We start from the raw sequence: 16,586 nt of genomic DNA, 5'->3' as shown, positions 1-16,586 counted from the left end.
ACCGTTGTTACGATTCGCAACGAATGGCGCCGCCGCCCCTCGCGGCCTGCGGCGCCTGCCTCCTAGATGTCGAAGTGGATACCTTGCGCCAGCGGCAGCGCCTCCCCGTAGTTGATCGTATTGGTGGCGCGCCGCATATAGCCCTTCCACGCATCAGAGCCCGATTCCCGGCCGCCGCCCGTTTCCTTCTCGCCGCCGAAGGCACCGCCGATTTCTGCGCCGCTGGTGCCGATGTTGACGTTGGCGATGCCGCAGTCGCTGCCCGCCGCCGACAAAAAGGTCTCGGCCTCGCGCAGCGACTCGGTGAAGATGCACGAGGACAGCCCGTGCCTGGCCGCGTTATTCAGCGCGATGGCCTCGTCCAGCGAGGTGTATGGCATCAGGTAGAGGATGGGCGCGAAGGTCTCGGTAAGCATGGTGTCGTGCTGCTCGTCGGTCAGCACCAGCGCGGGCCGCACGTAGCAGGCATGCGGGTAGCGCTCGGCCAGCAGGCGTTCGCCGCCGTGCACCGCGTTGCCCTGCGCGCGGCAGCTGGCCAGCGCGTTGGCCATGGCGTCGCCCGCGGCGGCATCGATCAGGGGACCGACCAGCGTGCCATCCTCGAGCGGATCGCCAACCGGCAGCCGGCCCAGCACCTGCGCCAGCCGGTCGCTCAGTTGCGGCAGCAGGTCGGCATGGACGAACAGGCGCCGCAGCGACGTGCAGCGCTGGCCCGCAGTGCCGGCCGCGGCGAAGGTGATGGCGCGCACCGCCAGCTCCAGGTTGGCCGACGGCGCGACGATGGCGGCGTTGTTGCCGCCCAGCTCCAGGATGCTGCGCTTGAAGTGGCGCGCGCAGGCTACGCCGACCTCGCGCCCCATGCGCGTGGAGCCGGTGGCACTGACCAGGCGCACCGCCGGATGCTCGACCAGGTGCGCGCCCAGCGCCCGCCCACCCGGCAGCACCACCGAGATGCCGGCATATTGGGGCACGGTCGCCGCCAGCACGCGCTCGAGCAGGCCGTGGGCGGCCAGTGCCGACAGCGGCGTCTTCTCCGAAGGCTTCCACAGCACGCCGTTGCCGCACACCAGCGCCAGCGCCGCGTTCCAGGCCCACACCGCCACCGGGAAGTTGAAGGCGGAGATCACGCCGCACAGGCCGAAGGGGTGCCAGGTTTCGCGCATCACGTGCTGGGCGCGCTCGGAGGCGATGGTCAGGCCGTGCAGCTGGCGCGAGAGACCGACGGCAAAGTCGCAGATGTCGATCATCTCCTGCACTTCGCCCAGCCCTTCCTGCAGGATCTTGCCGGCCTCCAGCGAGACCAGCCGGCCCAGCGCCTTCTTGTGTTCGCGCAGCACCTCGCCGAAGCGGCGCACCACTTCGCCGCGGGCGGGCGCAGGCAGCAGCGCCCATGCGCTCTGCGCCTCGCGGGCACGCGCGATGCGAGAGTCGGCCTCGGCCTCATTGCAGACCGGCAGGTGCCCGAAGACCTCGCCGTCGATGGGCGAACGCAGCACCAGCGCACTGCCAGTGCCTGCGCCGTCCGACCAGGGTCGCGGCAGGCCCATGGCCTGCCAGCATGCTGCGATTTCCTGCGTCTTCATGCCGTCGTCTCCTGCAAGGGATGGCTTCTGTAGTGTTGGCCGAAGCGGTTGCCGAGGAAGACATCGAGCGCCATCGCCTCCTGCCGCACGAAGCCGGACTGCGGCAGCACACCCTGGGCCACCAGGTCGAGCGCGGCGCAGATGCCCGCGGCGGTGGTCAGCTGGATGGCGTTCAGGTGACCGGCCGCCGTCTGCCTGCCGCCGATGCGCGCCGAGAATGAAGCCTGCGTCAGCGGCATGCCCGCGGCGGCGCCGGGAGCAGGATACCCCGTGGCGCTGGCGAAAATGATGACCACGTCCTGCTGCGTTACCGGAATCGCGCTCTCGAAGATCTCGCGCAGCCAGTCGCGCCGCTCGCGCAGCCGCAGGTCGATGAGCAGCAGCTTCATCACCGCGCAGTGGCCCGGATAGCGGATGGACTTGTAGTCGACCTGGCGCGCCCGCCCTGCCAGCGTCTCGGGCAAGGTGCCGAGCCCGCCTGATGTATTGAAGGCTTCGTATTCGACGCCGTCCAGCGAAAAGGTCTCCAGCCCCTCCAGCGCCGGCACTTCCACCCGCCGGCCATCGACGATGGCCTCGCACGGATTGCAGTACTCGTTGATCAGGCCCTCGGTGCTCCAGGTCAGGTTGTATTTCAGCGCATTGCTGGGGTAGCGCGGCAGCGCGCCCACGCGCATGCGCAGCTCCAGCAGCTGGCCCCCCTCGCCCAAGAAGCGCTGCGCCAGGTCATGGCCGACCACGCCGATAAAGCCCGGCGCCAGCCCGCATTGCGGCATCAGCACCGCGCGTGCGCCGTCGGCCAGGCGGCGGATGGCCTGGGTGGCCGCCACGTCCTCGGTCAGGTCGAAATAATGCACGCCCAGGCGCGCCGCCTCGGTGGCCACGCCGATGGCGGCGTGGAAGGGCAAGGCGTTGAGCACGGCATCGGCACCCGCCAGCAGCGCCGCGCAGGCTGCCGAATCGGCCGGGTCGCCCGGCTCGCAGGCGATCCCTGCCGGCAGCCCGTGCAGCCGTGCGGGGTCGCGGTCGACCAGGCGCACGCGGTAGTCGCCGCTGTCATGCAGCATGATGGCGATGGTACGGCCGATCTTGCCCGCACCAAGCACCACCACCTGCCAAGGCAGGCGCCCCAGGCCGCGTGCGGCGGCCCCGGCACCGACGGCGCCGACGGGATCCACCGCCCTGGCCAGCTTGCTTTGCATCGTCATGGCACCTCCTCTCGCCGCTATCCCGCTGTCTGTTATCGCCCACGCCCGCGGATCAACCCCGGGCAGGGACGCCCCAAGTAGAGTATGGAGCGCAGCGATGTCGGATTGAAGGGACAAGAACGACGAAATCCGTCCATAATCATTCAAAACGACGACATCTTTCGACGTAACGACAACAGAACGGCATAGGGGGAAGACGATGCCCGAGCTGGACACCACCGACCGCCACCTGCTGTCGCTGCTGCAGGCCAATGCGCGCGAGAGCGCGGCCAACCTGGCGCGCCAGCTGGGCATCGCCCGCACCACGGTGGTGGCACGCATCGCCCGGCTGGAGCGCGAAGGCGTGATCGCCGGCTACGGCGTGCGGCTGGGGCAGCAGATGGAGGACAACGCCATCCTCGCCTTCTGCGGCATCTCGGTGCAGCCCAAGTCCGCGCCCGCGGTGGTGCGCGCGCTGCAGCGCCTGCCCGAAGTGGAGGAACTGGACTCGGTCAGCGGGCCGGTGGACTACCTGGCGGTGATCCGCTGCGACACCCATGCGCGGCTGGACAAGTTGCTCGACGAGATCGGCATGCTGGATGGCGTGAACCACACCACCACCTCCATCGTGCTGGCGCGCAAGATAGACCGCCGGCGCGCCGCGGGCTAGCGCGCTATGCTGCGCGATGCACGCCCCGCCCGGCCAGCGGGCGGCGGGCGCAACGATTCCCGAACCCCTTCCAGGAGCAAGAGAACATGAGTAATCGCATCCGTGTCGCCGTGGGCGGCGTGACCGGCTGGGCCGGCAGCGAACTGGCACGCGGCGTGGCGCATGCGCCCGACATGCTGCTGGTGGCCGGCCTTTCGCGCGGCGCGGCGGGCCAGCCCCTGGCGCAGCTGACCGGCCATGGCGACACGCCGGGCATGGCTGCCGCCAGCATCGAGGCGCTGGCGCAGACGCCTTGCGACGTCTACGTCGAGTACACCAAGCCCGCGGTCGCCAAGCACAACATCCTGCAGGCGCTCAAGCACGGCGCCCACGTGGTGGTCGGCACCTCTGGCCTGTCGGACCAGGACTACGCCGAGATCGACGCCGCCGCGCGCGCCGCCGACCGCGGCGTGCTGGCCTGCGGCAACTTCGCCATCACGGTCGTGCTGCTGCAGAAGTTCGCCGAGATGGCGGCGCGCCACCTCGACCAGTGGGAGATCATCGACTACGCCAAGGCGGGCAAGGTCGATGCCCCTTCAGGCACGGTGCGCGAGCTGGCCTACCGCCTGGGACAGGTCAGGCAGCCGGAACTGGCCGTGCCGCTGGACAAGGTCAACGGCCCGCGCGAGACGCGCGGCGCGACGCTGTCCGGCACCCAGGTGCACGCCGTGCGCCTGCCCGGCTACCAGCTTGGCGTGGAAGTGATCTTCGGCGCCGACGGGCAGCGCCTGCACCTGCGCCACGAGGCGGGCGAGGGCTCCAAGCCCTATGTGTCAGGCGCGCTGCTGGCCATCCGCAAGGTGCACACGCTGCGTGGCGTGGTGCGCGGGCTGGACCAGGTGATGGACGGCCTGTAGTCCTGTAGGCAGGAGTTGCGGACGAGGCGCGGGACGCATGCAGGTGGCCCGCCATCGCCGCTACCGCGCCGCCGCGACTAGAGCGCCATCACCAGCCCGGCTTGCCCTTGTCCTTGGCCGCCGGCGCCGCCTTGGGCGCGGAAGCCGGCGCGGGTGAAAGCTGCTTGGCCATGGCATCGCTCTGCCCCATCATCAGCTTGCGGGCCTGCGGCAGCAGCATTTCGATGGTGCCTTCGTCGCCCTCTTCCGGAATCGCATAGAGCTCTACAGTCAGCGGGCGCTTGACCCAGGCCGCGTGCACGGTCTTGAGGGGCTTGCCGGCGCGGTCCTTGACCTCCACCTCCTGCTGGCGCAGGGGCTTGCCGTATCCCGCCACCAGCGCCTGCAGCGCCGCCTGCTGGCCGCGCGTGCCGGTGGTGGGCACGATCAGGCCGACCAGGGCGTTGCCGTCGACGAAGGCGACCAGATGCGGGCCGTCCATGAAGGACGGGCGCTTGTCGCGCGGCACGCCGACCTGGCGCATCATGCCGTCGCCGCGCACTTCCACGCAGAAGGCCGTCACGTCGGCGCCGTCGGGCGTGCGCTTGTCGGCGCAATCCGGCAGCGTCGGCATCGGATTGCCGATTTCCAGCAGATGGAGCACAGGGCTCAGGGCATTGTTGCCGCTTGCAGGCGCGACATCAGCGGCGGCAGGCACGGCAGGCAGCTGGCTCGCCGGCGCGCTGCTTTGGGCGGCCGCCTTGGGGGCCGCCGTGGGAGCCGCCTGTCCGGCGGCGTGGGCCGCCGGCAGGCAGGCCAACAGGCTGGCGGCTGCCAGCCCGGCAAAAATGAATCGCATCGAAACTCCAAGAATTCTCCGGCTGCCGGCGCGGGGCGCGGGCAGCCTGCATCACGCCGGTCACTGGCGCTTGATGGAGCAGCGGCACAGCGGGCAACCAGGGTTGGAGCCCGCTGCGCGGCCTCGGTTCCAGACGGATGCGCAGCCTGGCTGCCGCTAGTGCGGCATCCGCATCACAGTACTGGCCAGCCAAGCCACGACGGCAAGCAGCAGTGCCCACAACAGCATGCGCGGCACGCGGCTGGGCGGCAACTCGCGGCGGGCGGGCCGCGCACGTGGCGCAGGCGGCGCCTGGCGGGCCTGCCCGCGCTCACCGCGCGTGTGCCACACCGTATCGGGCTCGGCCAGCCTGGTCCGGCTATCCGCCTTGCTCTTTGGCGCGGGACGTCCCGCAGGTCCTTGCGTGGCCATCTGTGCTCCCCCAGGGTGCAGCGAAAGGCAGTCATCCGGCGTCAGCGCCACCGGTGCACGCTCGGCAGCGATGCCGGCGCGGGCCACATGGTAAGGCAAAGCGGAGGTGCCGACTATCGGGCAGACCACCTCCAAGCAAGCGTTGGAACGGCGCCACGATCGGGCCGCGCGCGCCGTCCTGCTCAGCTTGGCACGGCCTTGCGCTCCAGCCCCACCGCCTCGCGCCGGAAGGCGTGGCCGACGTGGTGGTAGAAGGGGTGCGGGCAGAACTGCCGGGCCAGGAAGGAGGCCAGCAGCGAGGCCGCCAGCAGGAACAGCGTGAGGTCCTGCGAGCGCGTCATCTCCATCACGATCACGCTGGCGGTGATGGGCGCCTGGGTGGCGGCGGCGAGAAAGGCTGCCATCGACACCAGCGCCAGCACGCGCGGCTCGGCCATGCCGGTGATGAAGTGGGCCACGTTCGCGCCGATGCCGGCGCCGACCGCCAGCGAGGGCGTGAAGATGCCGCCCGGGATGCCGGCGAAGTACGACACCACGGTGGCCACCAGCTTGGCCACGCCGAACCACAGCGTGGTCTCGTGCGGCACGCCGTTGATCAGGCCCGCGGCCTGTCCATAGCCGGTGCCGAAGGTGGCCCCGCCCGTGGCCGAGCCGACCGCGGCTGCGACCAGGCCGCAGCCGAAGGCGACCAGTACCGGATGCCGGCCGGGCCAGGCACGCCAGCGCGCAGGCAGCAATGCAGGCACGCCGCCGATCAACGCCTTGGCGAACAGGCCGCCCAGCACGCCATTGAGCACTGCGCACAGCAAGACAGGTCCCCAGGCGCTGTGCAGGGCCAGGATCGGCGTGCGCACGGTGAAATAGGGGTTGTTGCCGAAGATGGCCAGCGAGAGGAAGCCGGCGGTCAGCACGCCCGTCAGCACCAGCCGGTCCCAACGCACCGCCGTGCCGCGCCCCAGTTCCTCGATGGCGAACACCACGCCGGCCAACGGCGTGTTGAAGGCGGCCGCCAGCCCGCCCGCGGCGCCGGCCGCAATCAGCGCGTTGGGATGGAAGCCGATGCGGAACTGCAGCCGTTCATGACACCATCGGCCCCAGGCCAGCATGGCGGCGGCGCCGACCTGCACCGACGGACCCTCGCGCCCGATCGAGGCGCCCGCCATCAGGCCGCCGGCCGTCAGCGCCACTTTCCACATCGACTGCCGGAACGAGACCAGGATGTTCTGCGCGGCGCTCGACTCGGGCAGGTTGACCGCGGCGATCACCTGCGGAATACCGCTGCCGCGCGCCTGCGGCGCCAGGCGGATGGTCAGCCAGCGCAGCGCCGCCAAGCCGAAGGGCAGCAGCACGAAAGCCATCCAGGGTGTGGCGGTGGTGATGCGCTCGTTCCATTTGAGCGCCCACTCGGCCAGCCACGCGAACAGCATGGAGAACACGGCCACGCAGCCGGCGCCGCACATGAAGACCGCATAGCGCAGCGTGGTACGGGACAGCCGCCCCACCTGCCGCGACTTGCGCGAGGCCGCCATGCGGGCGCGGCGACGCAGCGCGCGCAGGATATCGGGATCGGCGGGATCGGTAGAGGGCGCCGCAGACGGCGGCGGCGTCGCATGCCGTGCGCCGGCTCCCCCCTCGCCCTCGGAGGAACTGCCAGGTTCGGGGGATTGGCCGGATGGCGACGCGGGACGGGCCCCGGTGTCCGCTTCACGAGGGGCGTGCGGTTGCGAGCCAGGGGAGGACTCGGGGCTGGGCTCTTGGTCTTTCATGGGGCGGCAGGCGGATGGATGGATGCCACAGCCGCTCCCTGGAGCCGGAACGTCGCGGCATGTCCCGAACTATACGCCCATCGGCGCGGCACCGACCGCGCGACGCCCGCATGGCAGCGGCGCGCTCAAACCCGGCGCGTGCGCCCTTCCCAGAACTTGTCGCGCAGGCGCCGCTTGGCGAGCTTGCCGGTTTCGTCGCGCGGCAGCTGCGGCTCGACCACGACGGTGCGCGGCACCTTGAAGCCCGACAGGCGGCCGCGCAGCCAGTCGATGATCGCCGCCTCCTCCAGCCGGGCGCCCGGCGCGGGCTGCACCATGGCCAGCAGGCGCTCGCCGTACTCGTCATCGGGCACGCCGAAGACCACGCAGTCGGCCACGCCGGGATAGCGCACCAGTTCGTGTTCGATCTCGGCCGGATAGATGTTCACCCCGCCCGAAATCACCATGTCGGAGGCGCGGTCGCAGATGAACAGGTAGCCGTCGGCGTCGAGGTAGCCCATGTCGCCCAGGCTGACCAGTCCGCCGCGGTCGATGGCCTGGCGCGCGGCGTCGTTGTGCCGGTAGCTGAAGTCCGGGTAGGCGGGCTGGCGCACGTAGACCAGGCCTACCTCGCCCGGCGCGCAGGGACTGCCCTGCTCGTCCAGGATGCGTACCTCGGCCTCGTCGACCGGGCGGCCGGCGGTGCCGGGGCGCGCAGCGGCGTCCGCCGGCGTGGCCACGGTGATCATGCCGGCCTCGCTGGAGGCGTAGGTCTCGTGGATGACCGGGCCGAACCATTCGAGCATGGCGCGCTTGACCTCGGGCGAGCACGGCGCGCCGGTGGAAGCGACGAAGCGCAGCGAGGACAGGTCGTAGCGCGCGCGCACCTCGGGCGGCACCTTGAGCATGCGCACGTACATGATGGGCACCAGGTAGAGCACGTCGATGCGGTGCTCCTGCACCAGTGCCAGCACCTGCTCGGCGTCGAAGCGCGGCGTCAGCACCAGGCGCTCGGCCACCTGCAGCGCATTCTGGATGAAGACGCCGGGCGCGCTGTGGTACAGCGGCGCCGACATCAGCGCGCGGCAGCCCGGCACCACACCCATGGTCTGCTCGACCACCGAGCGCATCTTGGCCAGTTGCGTCTCCAACTGCTCCAGCGGAATCGCCGCGCGCACCACACCCTTGGGGCGCCCGGTCGTTCCTGAGGTGTACGCCATATGGCCGCGCGGTGCCACGCGCGGGCCGTCGTAGTCGGGTTGCGCGCGCAGCCAGCTTTCGTAGTCGCGCACGCCGGTCACGGCGGCGCTGGACTCGCCCCGGCTGCCGGCCGCCACGGCCAGCAAGGTCACGCCGGCGGGCACCGCATCGCGCGCGGCCTCGAGCAGGTCAGCGTGGGCGATCAGCACCTTGGCGCCGCTGTCCTGCAGCAGGAAGCGGATTTCCTCGATGGTGAAATGCCAGTTGATCGGGCAGTAGTAGCAGCCGGCCGTGCGGCAGGCATGCACGATGTCGGCGTAGACAGGATCATTGCGCAGCAGCACGGCGACCACGTCGCCTGCCTGCACGCCCAGCGCGCGCAGGCCGCCGGCGAGGCGTGTGCCGCGCTCGGCGAGATGCTCGCCGCTGTAGAGAGTGCCTTCGAAGTAGAGATCGGCGGCCATTATGTCTCCTCGCTATTGATGTCGGCTTATCGTTGTCGACCGCACCTAGGGGCACGGCAGTGCCGCAGGGAAGGCTCACTGTAGCGGCGCCGGATGGCATCGACAATTGCCCGGCGTGGAATCACAATGTTGCGCGAAATACGACAATTGCGCTGGAAATCCCGGATGGACCGCTGGCCGGGCAGCGCAGGCAGAAGGACCGACCACCGATGGACCTCAACCTGATCCAGGCCTTTGTCGACATCGTCGAGGCTGGCAACCTGGCCGAAGCCGGCCGCCGGCGCGGCGTGACGCGCTCGCAGGTGAGCCGGCAGCTGCGCGAGCTGGAAACCCAGGCCGGCGCGCAGTTGATGCGCAGAACCACACGCCGGCTGGAGTTGACCGAGCCAGGCCACTCGCTCTACCAGCACGGGCTGCGCATCCTGCGCGAGGTGGCCGCGGCGCAGGCGGAAATAGACAGCCTGGGCAAGACGCTGCGCGGCCATGTGCGGGTGAGCGTGCCGACAGGACTGGGCGACAGTTTCATGGCGCCGTTGCTGCTGCGCTTCGCTGAGCGCCACCCCGGCATCACGCTGCGGGTGTTCTTCGCCAATCGGGTGGTGGACCTGATCTCGGCCGAGATCGACGTGGCGCTCAAGGTCACCTCCGAGCCGCCGCTCGACCACGTGGCGCGCGAAGTCTGCGAGATCGGCTGGCATCTCTACGCCACCCCCGAATACTTGGCGCGCACCGGCACGCCGCGCACGCCTGCGGAGCTGGCGAGCTGCCAATTCCTCTGTCCACCCTACCCTGGGCGTGGCTTCCTGCTGCGCCTGGAGCGCGACAGCCAGTGCGAGGAGGTGGCGCTGGCTCCGCACTTGCAATCGGAGCATTTCCCCTTCCTGTTGCGCGCGGTGCGCGAGCACCACGGCATCGGGCTGCTGCCGGCCTATGCCGGCTGGGAAGACCTGCGCGCCGGGCGGCTGGTGCAGGTTCTGCCGCAGTGGCAGCCCGAAGGGCTCGGCAGCCGGCTCTATGTCATCACCACGCCCAGTGCCCGCCCCACCATGGCCGCGCGTGCGCTGGTCGGCTTCCTGCGCGAGGCCATCCCTTCCCTGGAGGTGTTCCGGGGCCAGGCGTCCGACTAGCCACATCCGTCGCCGGCGGCGTGGGCGGCGTGGGTGTCGTGGCCGGCCAGCATGCTTTCGAATTGCAAGCTAAGATGCCTGAACTTGCAAATCAAAAGTAAAACGGCCAAGCCGATGGAGGATGACGATGGGCCAGACCGATTTTGCCGCCATGGCCTGCCCTGTGGCCCGCTCGATGGCGGTGCTGGGCGAGCGCTGGGCCATGCTGGTGCTGCGCGAAGCGTTCTACGGCAGCACGCGCTTCGATGAATTCGAGCGCCACCTGGGCATCGCCCCCAACATCCTGAGCGCACGGCTCAAGACGCTGGTCGAGCACGAGCTGCTGGCCCGCGTGCCGGCCGAGGATAGTGCCCGCCACGTCTACCGGCTGACCGCCAAGGGCCGCGACTTCTTCCCCGCCTATGTCGCGCTGAAGGCCTGGGCCGACCGCTGGATGACGGACGAGGCAGGCCCCTACGTGGTGCTGGAGGACCGTGTCAGCGGCACCGAGATCCCGGCGCCGGCACTCACGCGCCCCGACGGCTCGCCGATCACGCTGGACGATCTGCGCGTGCGGCCCGGCCCCGCCGCGGGCAACTACCTGCGCAGGCGCTTCGCCGCCGACACCGCCGACGCTGCGACCACCGCCGGCCGGGAGGACGACCATGCGTGACGCCGCCGCCATCGCCGCCATAGAACCCGCCGCCGGCGCCGGGGCGCCCGCGGGCGCGCCACCGCAGGTGCCGACAAGCCGCATTGTGCGCGGCATCCTGAGCCTGGCCGCGCCGACCAGCGTGATCGCGCTGCTGCAGGCCACCGCGCAGCTGGTCGAGACCTGGCTGGCGGCGCGCCAGGGCACGGCCGCTCTGGCGGGCTGGGCCGTCGTGCTGCCCTTTGCGCTGCTGCTGCAACAGATGTCGACCGGCGCCATGGGCGGCGGCGTGGTCTCGGCCATCGCCCGCGCGCTGGGCGCCGGGCGGCGCGAGGAAGCCTCGGCGCTGGTGCTGCATGCCCTCATCATCGCCGTGAGCGCGGGCCTGTTGTTCGCCGTGGCGCTGGCGGGCTTCCCGCACGGCGTGCTGGGCGCGGTCGCCGGCGCCACCGCCGCCCAGGCGGCTGCCACTTACGCTATCTGGCTGTTCGGCGCCGGCGCGGTGCCGGCCTGGCTGGCCAACACGCTCGCTTCGGTGCTGCGCGGCGGCGGACGCCACGCGCTCGCCGCGCGCGTGCTGTCCCTGATGTGGATCGCCTTCCCGCTGCTGGCCTGGCTGCTGGCCGAGCCCGCCGGCATGGGGCTGGCCGGCATCGGCGCCGCGCTGGCGGCGGTGTCGTGGGCAGCGGCGCTGGCGATGGCGGTGGTGGTGGCGCGCGGCGGTGCGGGCTTCGTGCCGGTGTTGCGCATGCGGCCCTCGGGCGGCTTGTTCAAGCGCATCCTGTCGGTGGGCCTGGTGGCTTGCGCGCTGGCCTCGGTGGCCAACCTGACCACCATCCTGGTCACCGCCCAGTTGCGCCAGCATGGCACCGCGGCCGTGGCCGCCTACGGCATCTCGGCGCGGCTGGAGTTCCTGATGATTCCGCTCGCCTTCGGCGTGGGATCGGCCCTGACCGCGCTGGTGGGCCGCGCGGTGGGCTCAGGCGACTGGGCGACCGCGCGGCGCACCGCCTGGGCCGGCGCCCTGCTGGCGCTGGCCGTAGCGGGGCTGGCGGGCGCGGCCGTCGGCCTGGCGCCGGCACGCTTCGCCGCTTTGTTCACGCAGGATGAGCAGGTGGTTGCCATCGCCGCGCGCGCCCTGTCCTGGGTCGGCCCGGCCTTCGGCGGCTTCGGCCTGGGCATGGCGCTGTACTTCGCCTCCATGGGCGCCGGCCGCATGCGCTGGCCAGTGGCGGCCGGCCTCGCCCGCATCGGCCTGGCCGCCGGCGGCGGCTGGCTGCTGGCCAATGTGGCCGGCATGGGGCTGGACGGGCATTTCCTGGGCGTGGCCCTGGGCATCAGCGCCTACGGCCTGGTGACCGCCATCGGCGTGCGGCCGGGAGCCTGGTCGGCACGTTGAGGCGGGCGGTCCGCCACCGTCCATCGGCCGGCCGGCGCCGAGCGGCGGGGCCCTCACTTGAACTTCGGCGGCAGCGGCCCAAACTAGGACAAACCGACTGCCGGCGGCGCGCTGCCCCGGCCGCTCCTACCGAAGAGGTGCCATGCCCCCTCGCACCACCGTTTTCATTGCCGCCATCCTGATCGGGCTGCTGCATGCCTATATCGGGGTGCGCGTGCTGCCCGACCTGCCCGCGCCGCTGCTGTTAAAGCTGCTGGGCGCCCTCTGGCTCCTGCTGTCGTGGCCCCTGATCCCGGCTGCCCTGCTGGCCCGCCGCCTCAGCCACCCCTGGTCCGACGCGCTCACCTGGGTGGGCATGCTGGCAATGGGCTTCTTTTCCTCACTGCTGGTGCTGACCCTGGCGCGCGACGCGATGCTGCTCGTCAGCCAGGTGGCCGGCTGGCATCCGGCCTGGCTGCTGCCAGGCAGCGCCGCCGCCGTGCTCCTTCTGGCACTGCTGGCGACGGCCCTGGGCTTGTTCAACGCGCGCCGGCTGGCAAGAGTGGTGGAGGTGAAGGTGCCGGTGGCCGGCCTGCCGGCCGCACTGGATGGCTTCACCATCGTGCAGATCAGCGACATCCACGTCGGCCCCACCATCAAGCGCCCCTACCTGTCGCGCATCGTCGAGCGCGTCAACAGCCTGCAGCCCGACGCGGTGGCCATCACCGGCGACCTCGTCGACGGTACCGTACCCGAGCTGGGGCATCACACCGAGCCACTGAGGCAGCTCCAGGCCGCGCATGGGAGCTACTTCGTCACCGGCAACCACGAGTACTACTCGGGGGCCGATCCCTGGATCGCGGAACTGCGCCGGCTGGGCGTGCGCGTGCTGATGAACGAGCACGTGGTGATCGAACGCGACGGGCACCAGTTGGTATTGGCAGGCGTGACGGACTACTCGGCCCACCGCTTCGACGAGGCGCACCGCAGCGATCCCGCGCGCGCCATCGACGGCGCGCCGCCCGATGCCCGCGTGCGCGTGCTGCTGGCCCACCAGCCTCGCACCGCGCCCGCCGCCGCCGAGGCAGGCTTCGACCTGCAGCTTTCCGGCCACACGCATGGCGGCCAGTTCTGGCCGTGGAACCTGTTCGTGCCGATGCAGCAGCCCTATGTGGCCGGCCTCGACCGGCATGCCGAAATGTGGGTCTATACCAGCCGCGGCACCGGCTACTGGGGGCCGCCCAAGCGCTTCGGCGCGCCATCGGAGATCACGCGGATCCGGCTGGTGCGGGCGACGGCGTAAGAGGCCACACCCAGGGAATCCCATCGCTCCGGCGAGCGCCCGCCCTCTCCCCCGGCCCCTCTCCCACAAGTGGGAGAGGGGAGCCAACCACCGCGGCGCGAATCTCAACGCGCCAGCCGAAGCCGACAAGATGCGCCAACACCAATCGCCAAGCATAGCGTCTTGGCTCCCTCTCCCCTCATGGGGAGAGGGTTGGGGAGAGGGGTGGTCTAGCAAGGCACCACACCAAAACGAAGCCGTCGGTGTGATCCAGCACGCCAAGGCAAGACGAAGCCGACAAGATGCGCCAGCACCATTGGCCAAGCACAGTGTCTTGCCCCCCTCTCCCCTCATGGGGAGAGGGTTGGGGAGAGGGGTGGTCTAGCAAGGCGCCACATACAGACGAAGCCAAGGGGGTGATCCAGCCCGCCGCCGCTTTCCAGCACCAACGATAGCCCGCCACAGCCGCAATAAAAAACGCCCTCGCACAAGCGAGGGCGTTGCACTTTCCGGCCAGCGCCGCGCTCAGCGCGCGATCGGCTTGTAGCGGATGCGCTTCGGCTTGGCGGCTTCCTCGCCCAGGCGCTTCTTCTTGTCGGCCTCGTACTCCTGGTAGTTGCCGGGGAAGAACTCGACGTGCGAGTCGCCCTCGAAGGCCAGGATGTGGGTGGCGATACGGTCCAGGAACCAGCGGTCGTGGGAGATCACCATCACGCAGCCGGCGAACTCCAGCAGCGCGTCTTCCAGCGCGCGCAGCGTTTCCACGTCGAGGTCGTTGGACGGCTCGTCCAGCAACAGCACGTTGCCGCCGGCGATCAGCGTCTTGGCCATGTGCAGGCGGCCGCGCTCGCCGCCCGACAGCGTGCCAACCTGCTTCTGCTGGTCGCCGCCCTTGAAGTTGAAGCGGCCGATGTAGGCACGCGAAGGCGTCTCGTAGCGGCCTACCTGCAGTACGTCGGCGCCGCCCGAGATTTCCTCGAAGACGGTCTTGTTGCCGTCGAGCGCGTCGCGGCTCTGGTCGACAAAGGCCAGCTTGACGGTCGGCCCGACCTTGATCTCGCCGCTGTCAGGCTGCTCCTTGCCGGTCAGCATCTTGAAGAAGGTCGACTTGCCGGCGCCGTTCGGGCCGATGATGCCGACGATGGCGCCCGGCGGCACGGTGAAGCTCAGGTCGTCGATCAGCAGGCGGTCGCCGAAGGCCTTGCTGACGTTCTTGAACTCGATGACCTCATTGCCCAGACGCTCGCCCACCGGGATGAAGATTTCCTGGGTCTCGTTGCGCTTCTGGTATTCCTGGCTGTTGAGCTCGTCGAAGCGGGCCAGGCGCGCCTTGGACTTGGCCTGGCGGCCCTTGGGGTTCTGGCGCACCCACTCCAGTTCCTTCTTCAGCGCCTTCTGCCGTGCCGATTCGGTCGACTCTTCCTGCTGCAGGCGGTTTTCCTTCTGGTCTAGCCAGGAGCTGTAGTTGCCCTTCCAGGGGATGCCCTGGCCGCGATCCAGTTCCAGGATCCATTCGGCGGCGTTGTCGAGGAAGTAGCGGTCGTGGGTGACAGCCACCACGGTGCCAGGGAAGCGCGTCAGGAACTGCTCCAGCCAGTCGACCGACTCGGCATCCAGGTGGTTGGTGGGTTCGTCGAGCAGCAGCATGTCCGGGCGCGACAGCAGCAGGCGGCACAGCGCCACGCGGCGCTTCTCGCCGCCGGAGAGGTGGCCGACCTTGGCATCCCAGGGCGGCAGGCGCAGCGCGTCGGCGGCGATCTCGAGCTGCTGCTCGGCGTTGTTGCCGTCGCTAGCGGCGAGGATAGCCTCGTACTTGGCCTGATCGGCGGCCAGCGCATCGAAGTCCGCGTCCGGCTCGGCGTAGGCGGCGTAGATCTCATCGAGCTTCTTGCGCGCCTCGAACACTTCGCCCAGGCCGCCTTCCACCGCCTCGCGCACGGTCTGCTCGGGGTCGAGCTGCGGCTCCTGCGGCAGGTAGCCGATGTTCAGGTTGGGCATCGGCGTGGCTTCGCCCTCGATGTCCTTGTCCAGGCCCGCCATGATCTTCAGCAGCGTGGACTTGCCGGAGCCGTTCAGGCCCAGCACGCCGATCTTGGCGCCGGGGAAGAAGGACAGCGAGATGTCCTTCAGGATGTGACGCTTGGGCGGAACGATCTTGCCCACGCGGTTCATGGTGAAAACGTACTGTGCCATGCGGGTTCGCGGTCTCGGTGCTTGGGAATGGCGGCAGTGTAGCAAAGCCAGGCGCCCACAAGGCCCGGAAGCGTCCCGCGCCTGGCCCGGCGCGCGCCGCCCCCAGCCGGTACAATGCCGTCTGCGCTGCCCGCCACGCGGCAGCACCTGCCCGGCCGCCCTGGCCAAGATGGGCACCAACCGATTCCAGCCGTACCGGACCAGCCGATGAGCAAACCCGCCCGCACCCTGACCTTCAAGTGCAAGAAGTGCACGAAGCCCGTCACCCTCTTCCTGCAGAAGGTCTCCGCCTGCTCGCACATCACGCCCTACCAGGGCTGGTGCAAGTGCGGCGAGCTGATGCGCCACGCCACCGGCGACAAGGACGCGGTGCAGTCCTACGTCGACTCGCTCGACGCTAACTGGTCGCACCACCACCATCACCACCACTGATCCCGCAGTGAACGAAACCTGGCGCCCCGCCGGACGCGACCCGCTGCGCTATCTCGGCGGCTATCCGCCCGATGTGCTCGACCAGGTGCGCGCGCTCGTCGCCGCCGGCAAGCTGGGCGAGCACCTGGCGCGCAAATATCCCGCACGCCACGCGGTGCGGACCGACCGCGCGCTGTACGACTACACCAGCGAGATCAAGCAGGAATACCTGCGCAGCGCGCCGCCACTGCATAAGGTGGGCTACGACGCCCGCCTCGATACCGCCCATCGCGCGCTCGGGCTGCACACCGCCATCTCGCGCGTGCAGGGCGGCAAGCTCAAGGCCAAGAAGGAAATCCGCGTGGCCTCGGTGTTCAAGGAAGCGCCGCCCGAGTTCCTGCGCATGATCGTGGTGCACGAGCTCGCGCACCTGAAGGAAAGCGAGCACAACAAGGCCTTCTACCGCCTGTGCGAGCACATGGAGCGGGGCTACCACCAGCTCGAGTTCGACACGCGGTTGTTCCTGGCGTGGCGCGATCTGGAGCGCGGGCAGGACTGAAGCCGCGCGCA

Annotated in this window: 15 protein-coding genes; 8 read left to right on the top strand and 7 right to left on the bottom strand. The window is 70.1% G+C overall.

Going from position 1 to position 16,586, the window contains the following annotated elements:
* Positions 1–62: 62 nt before the first annotated feature.
* On the bottom strand, positions 63–1,583 hold the full coding sequence (amaB, locus tag AC1Z3O_RS00720) for an L-piperidine-6-carboxylate dehydrogenase (protein ID WP_483512793.1): 1,521 nt from the start codon (positions 1,581–1,583) through the stop codon (positions 63–65).
* Entirely contained in the window at positions 1,580–2,791 is a 1,212-nt protein-coding gene (locus AC1Z3O_RS00715; protein WP_483512792.1) for a saccharopine dehydrogenase family protein, read from the bottom strand. Before AC1Z3O_RS00715 ends, amaB begins: the two co-directional genes overlap by 4 nt.
* Positions 2,792–2,990: 199 nt before the next feature.
* On the opposite strand from AC1Z3O_RS00715, the gene AC1Z3O_RS00710 reads away from it, so the two are divergent.
* Positions 2,991–3,440, top strand: coding sequence for an Lrp/AsnC family transcriptional regulator (locus tag AC1Z3O_RS00710; RefSeq protein ID WP_483512791.1), 450 nt, complete (start codon positions 2,991–2,993; stop codon positions 3,438–3,440).
* 86 nt (positions 3,441–3,526) lie between these two features.
* Positions 3,527–4,336 (top strand): 4-hydroxy-tetrahydrodipicolinate reductase, encoded by an 810-nt coding sequence (gene dapB, locus AC1Z3O_RS00705; RefSeq protein WP_483512790.1) that lies wholly within the window; start codon positions 3,527–3,529, stop codon positions 4,334–4,336.
* 88 nt (positions 4,337–4,424) lie between these two features.
* On the opposite strand, the gene AC1Z3O_RS00700 is transcribed toward dapB, so the two are convergent.
* From AC1Z3O_RS00700 to AC1Z3O_RS00685, 4 genes are all read right to left on the bottom strand, one after another.
* Positions 4,425–5,174, bottom strand: coding sequence for a hypothetical protein (locus AC1Z3O_RS00700; protein WP_483512789.1), 750 nt, complete (start codon positions 5,172–5,174; stop codon positions 4,425–4,427).
* Between the two features lie 156 nt (positions 5,175–5,330).
* Complete coding sequence (locus AC1Z3O_RS00695; protein WP_483512788.1) at positions 5,331–5,585, bottom strand: hypothetical protein; 255 nt, start codon at positions 5,583–5,585, stop codon at positions 5,331–5,333.
* A 182-nt stretch (positions 5,586–5,767) separates the two neighbouring features.
* Positions 5,768–7,114 carry a chloride channel protein gene (locus tag AC1Z3O_RS00690; RefSeq protein ID WP_483512787.1) on the bottom strand — a complete coding sequence of 449 codons (1,347 nt, stop codon included), beginning with the start codon at positions 7,112–7,114 and terminating at the stop codon, positions 5,768–5,770.
* Positions 7,115–7,476: 362 nt separating this feature from the next.
* Positions 7,477–8,994: an acyl-CoA synthetase gene (locus AC1Z3O_RS00685; RefSeq protein ID WP_483512786.1), complete on the bottom strand. Its 1,518-nt coding sequence runs from the start codon at positions 8,992–8,994 to the stop codon at positions 7,477–7,479.
* A gap of 209 nt (positions 8,995–9,203) precedes the next feature.
* Between AC1Z3O_RS00685 and AC1Z3O_RS00680 the strand changes: the two genes are divergently transcribed.
* The 4 genes from AC1Z3O_RS00680 (at position 9,204) to AC1Z3O_RS00665 (ending at position 13,433) form a co-directional block, all read left to right on the top strand.
* Positions 9,204–10,121 carry a LysR substrate-binding domain-containing protein gene (locus tag AC1Z3O_RS00680; protein ID WP_483512785.1) on the top strand — a complete coding sequence of 306 codons (918 nt, stop codon included), beginning with the start codon at positions 9,204–9,206 and terminating at the stop codon, positions 10,119–10,121.
* A gap of 127 nt (positions 10,122–10,248) precedes the next feature.
* The gene (locus AC1Z3O_RS00675; RefSeq protein ID WP_483512784.1) at positions 10,249–10,773 is read left to right on the top strand and encodes a winged helix-turn-helix transcriptional regulator; all 525 of its coding nucleotides are present in this window, start codon (positions 10,249–10,251) and stop codon (positions 10,771–10,773) included.
* Positions 10,766–12,151, top strand: coding sequence for an MATE family efflux transporter (locus AC1Z3O_RS00670; RefSeq protein ID WP_483512783.1), 1,386 nt, complete (start codon positions 10,766–10,768; stop codon positions 12,149–12,151). Before AC1Z3O_RS00675 ends, AC1Z3O_RS00670 begins: the two co-directional genes overlap by 8 nt.
* Positions 12,152–12,293: 142 nt before the next feature.
* Entirely contained in the window at positions 12,294–13,433 is a 1,140-nt protein-coding gene (locus AC1Z3O_RS00665) for a metallophosphoesterase (protein WP_483512782.1), read from the top strand.
* A 504-nt stretch (positions 13,434–13,937) separates the two neighbouring features.
* Here the strand turns inward: AC1Z3O_RS00665 and ettA are convergent.
* On the bottom strand, positions 13,938–15,605 hold the full coding sequence (gene ettA / locus AC1Z3O_RS00660) for an energy-dependent translational throttle protein EttA (protein WP_483512781.1): 1,668 nt from the start codon (positions 15,603–15,605) through the stop codon (positions 13,938–13,940).
* A 207-nt stretch (positions 15,606–15,812) separates the two neighbouring features.
* Between ettA and AC1Z3O_RS00655 the strand changes: the two genes are divergently transcribed.
* Positions 15,813–16,037: a hypothetical protein gene (locus tag AC1Z3O_RS00655; RefSeq protein WP_483512780.1), complete on the top strand. Its 225-nt coding sequence runs from the start codon at positions 15,813–15,815 to the stop codon at positions 16,035–16,037.
* A 43-nt stretch (positions 16,038–16,080) separates the two neighbouring features.
* The gene (locus AC1Z3O_RS00650) at positions 16,081–16,575 is read left to right on the top strand and encodes a YgjP-like metallopeptidase domain-containing protein (protein ID WP_483517480.1); all 495 of its coding nucleotides are present in this window, start codon (positions 16,081–16,083) and stop codon (positions 16,573–16,575) included.
* Positions 16,576–16,586: the final 11 nt, after the last annotated feature.

The sequence above is a fragment of the Cupriavidus sp. 09_S30 genome, from assembly GCF_056930435.1.
Note: the sequence above shows the minus strand (reverse complement) of the source record. Positions and strands in the feature narration are given on the sequence as shown.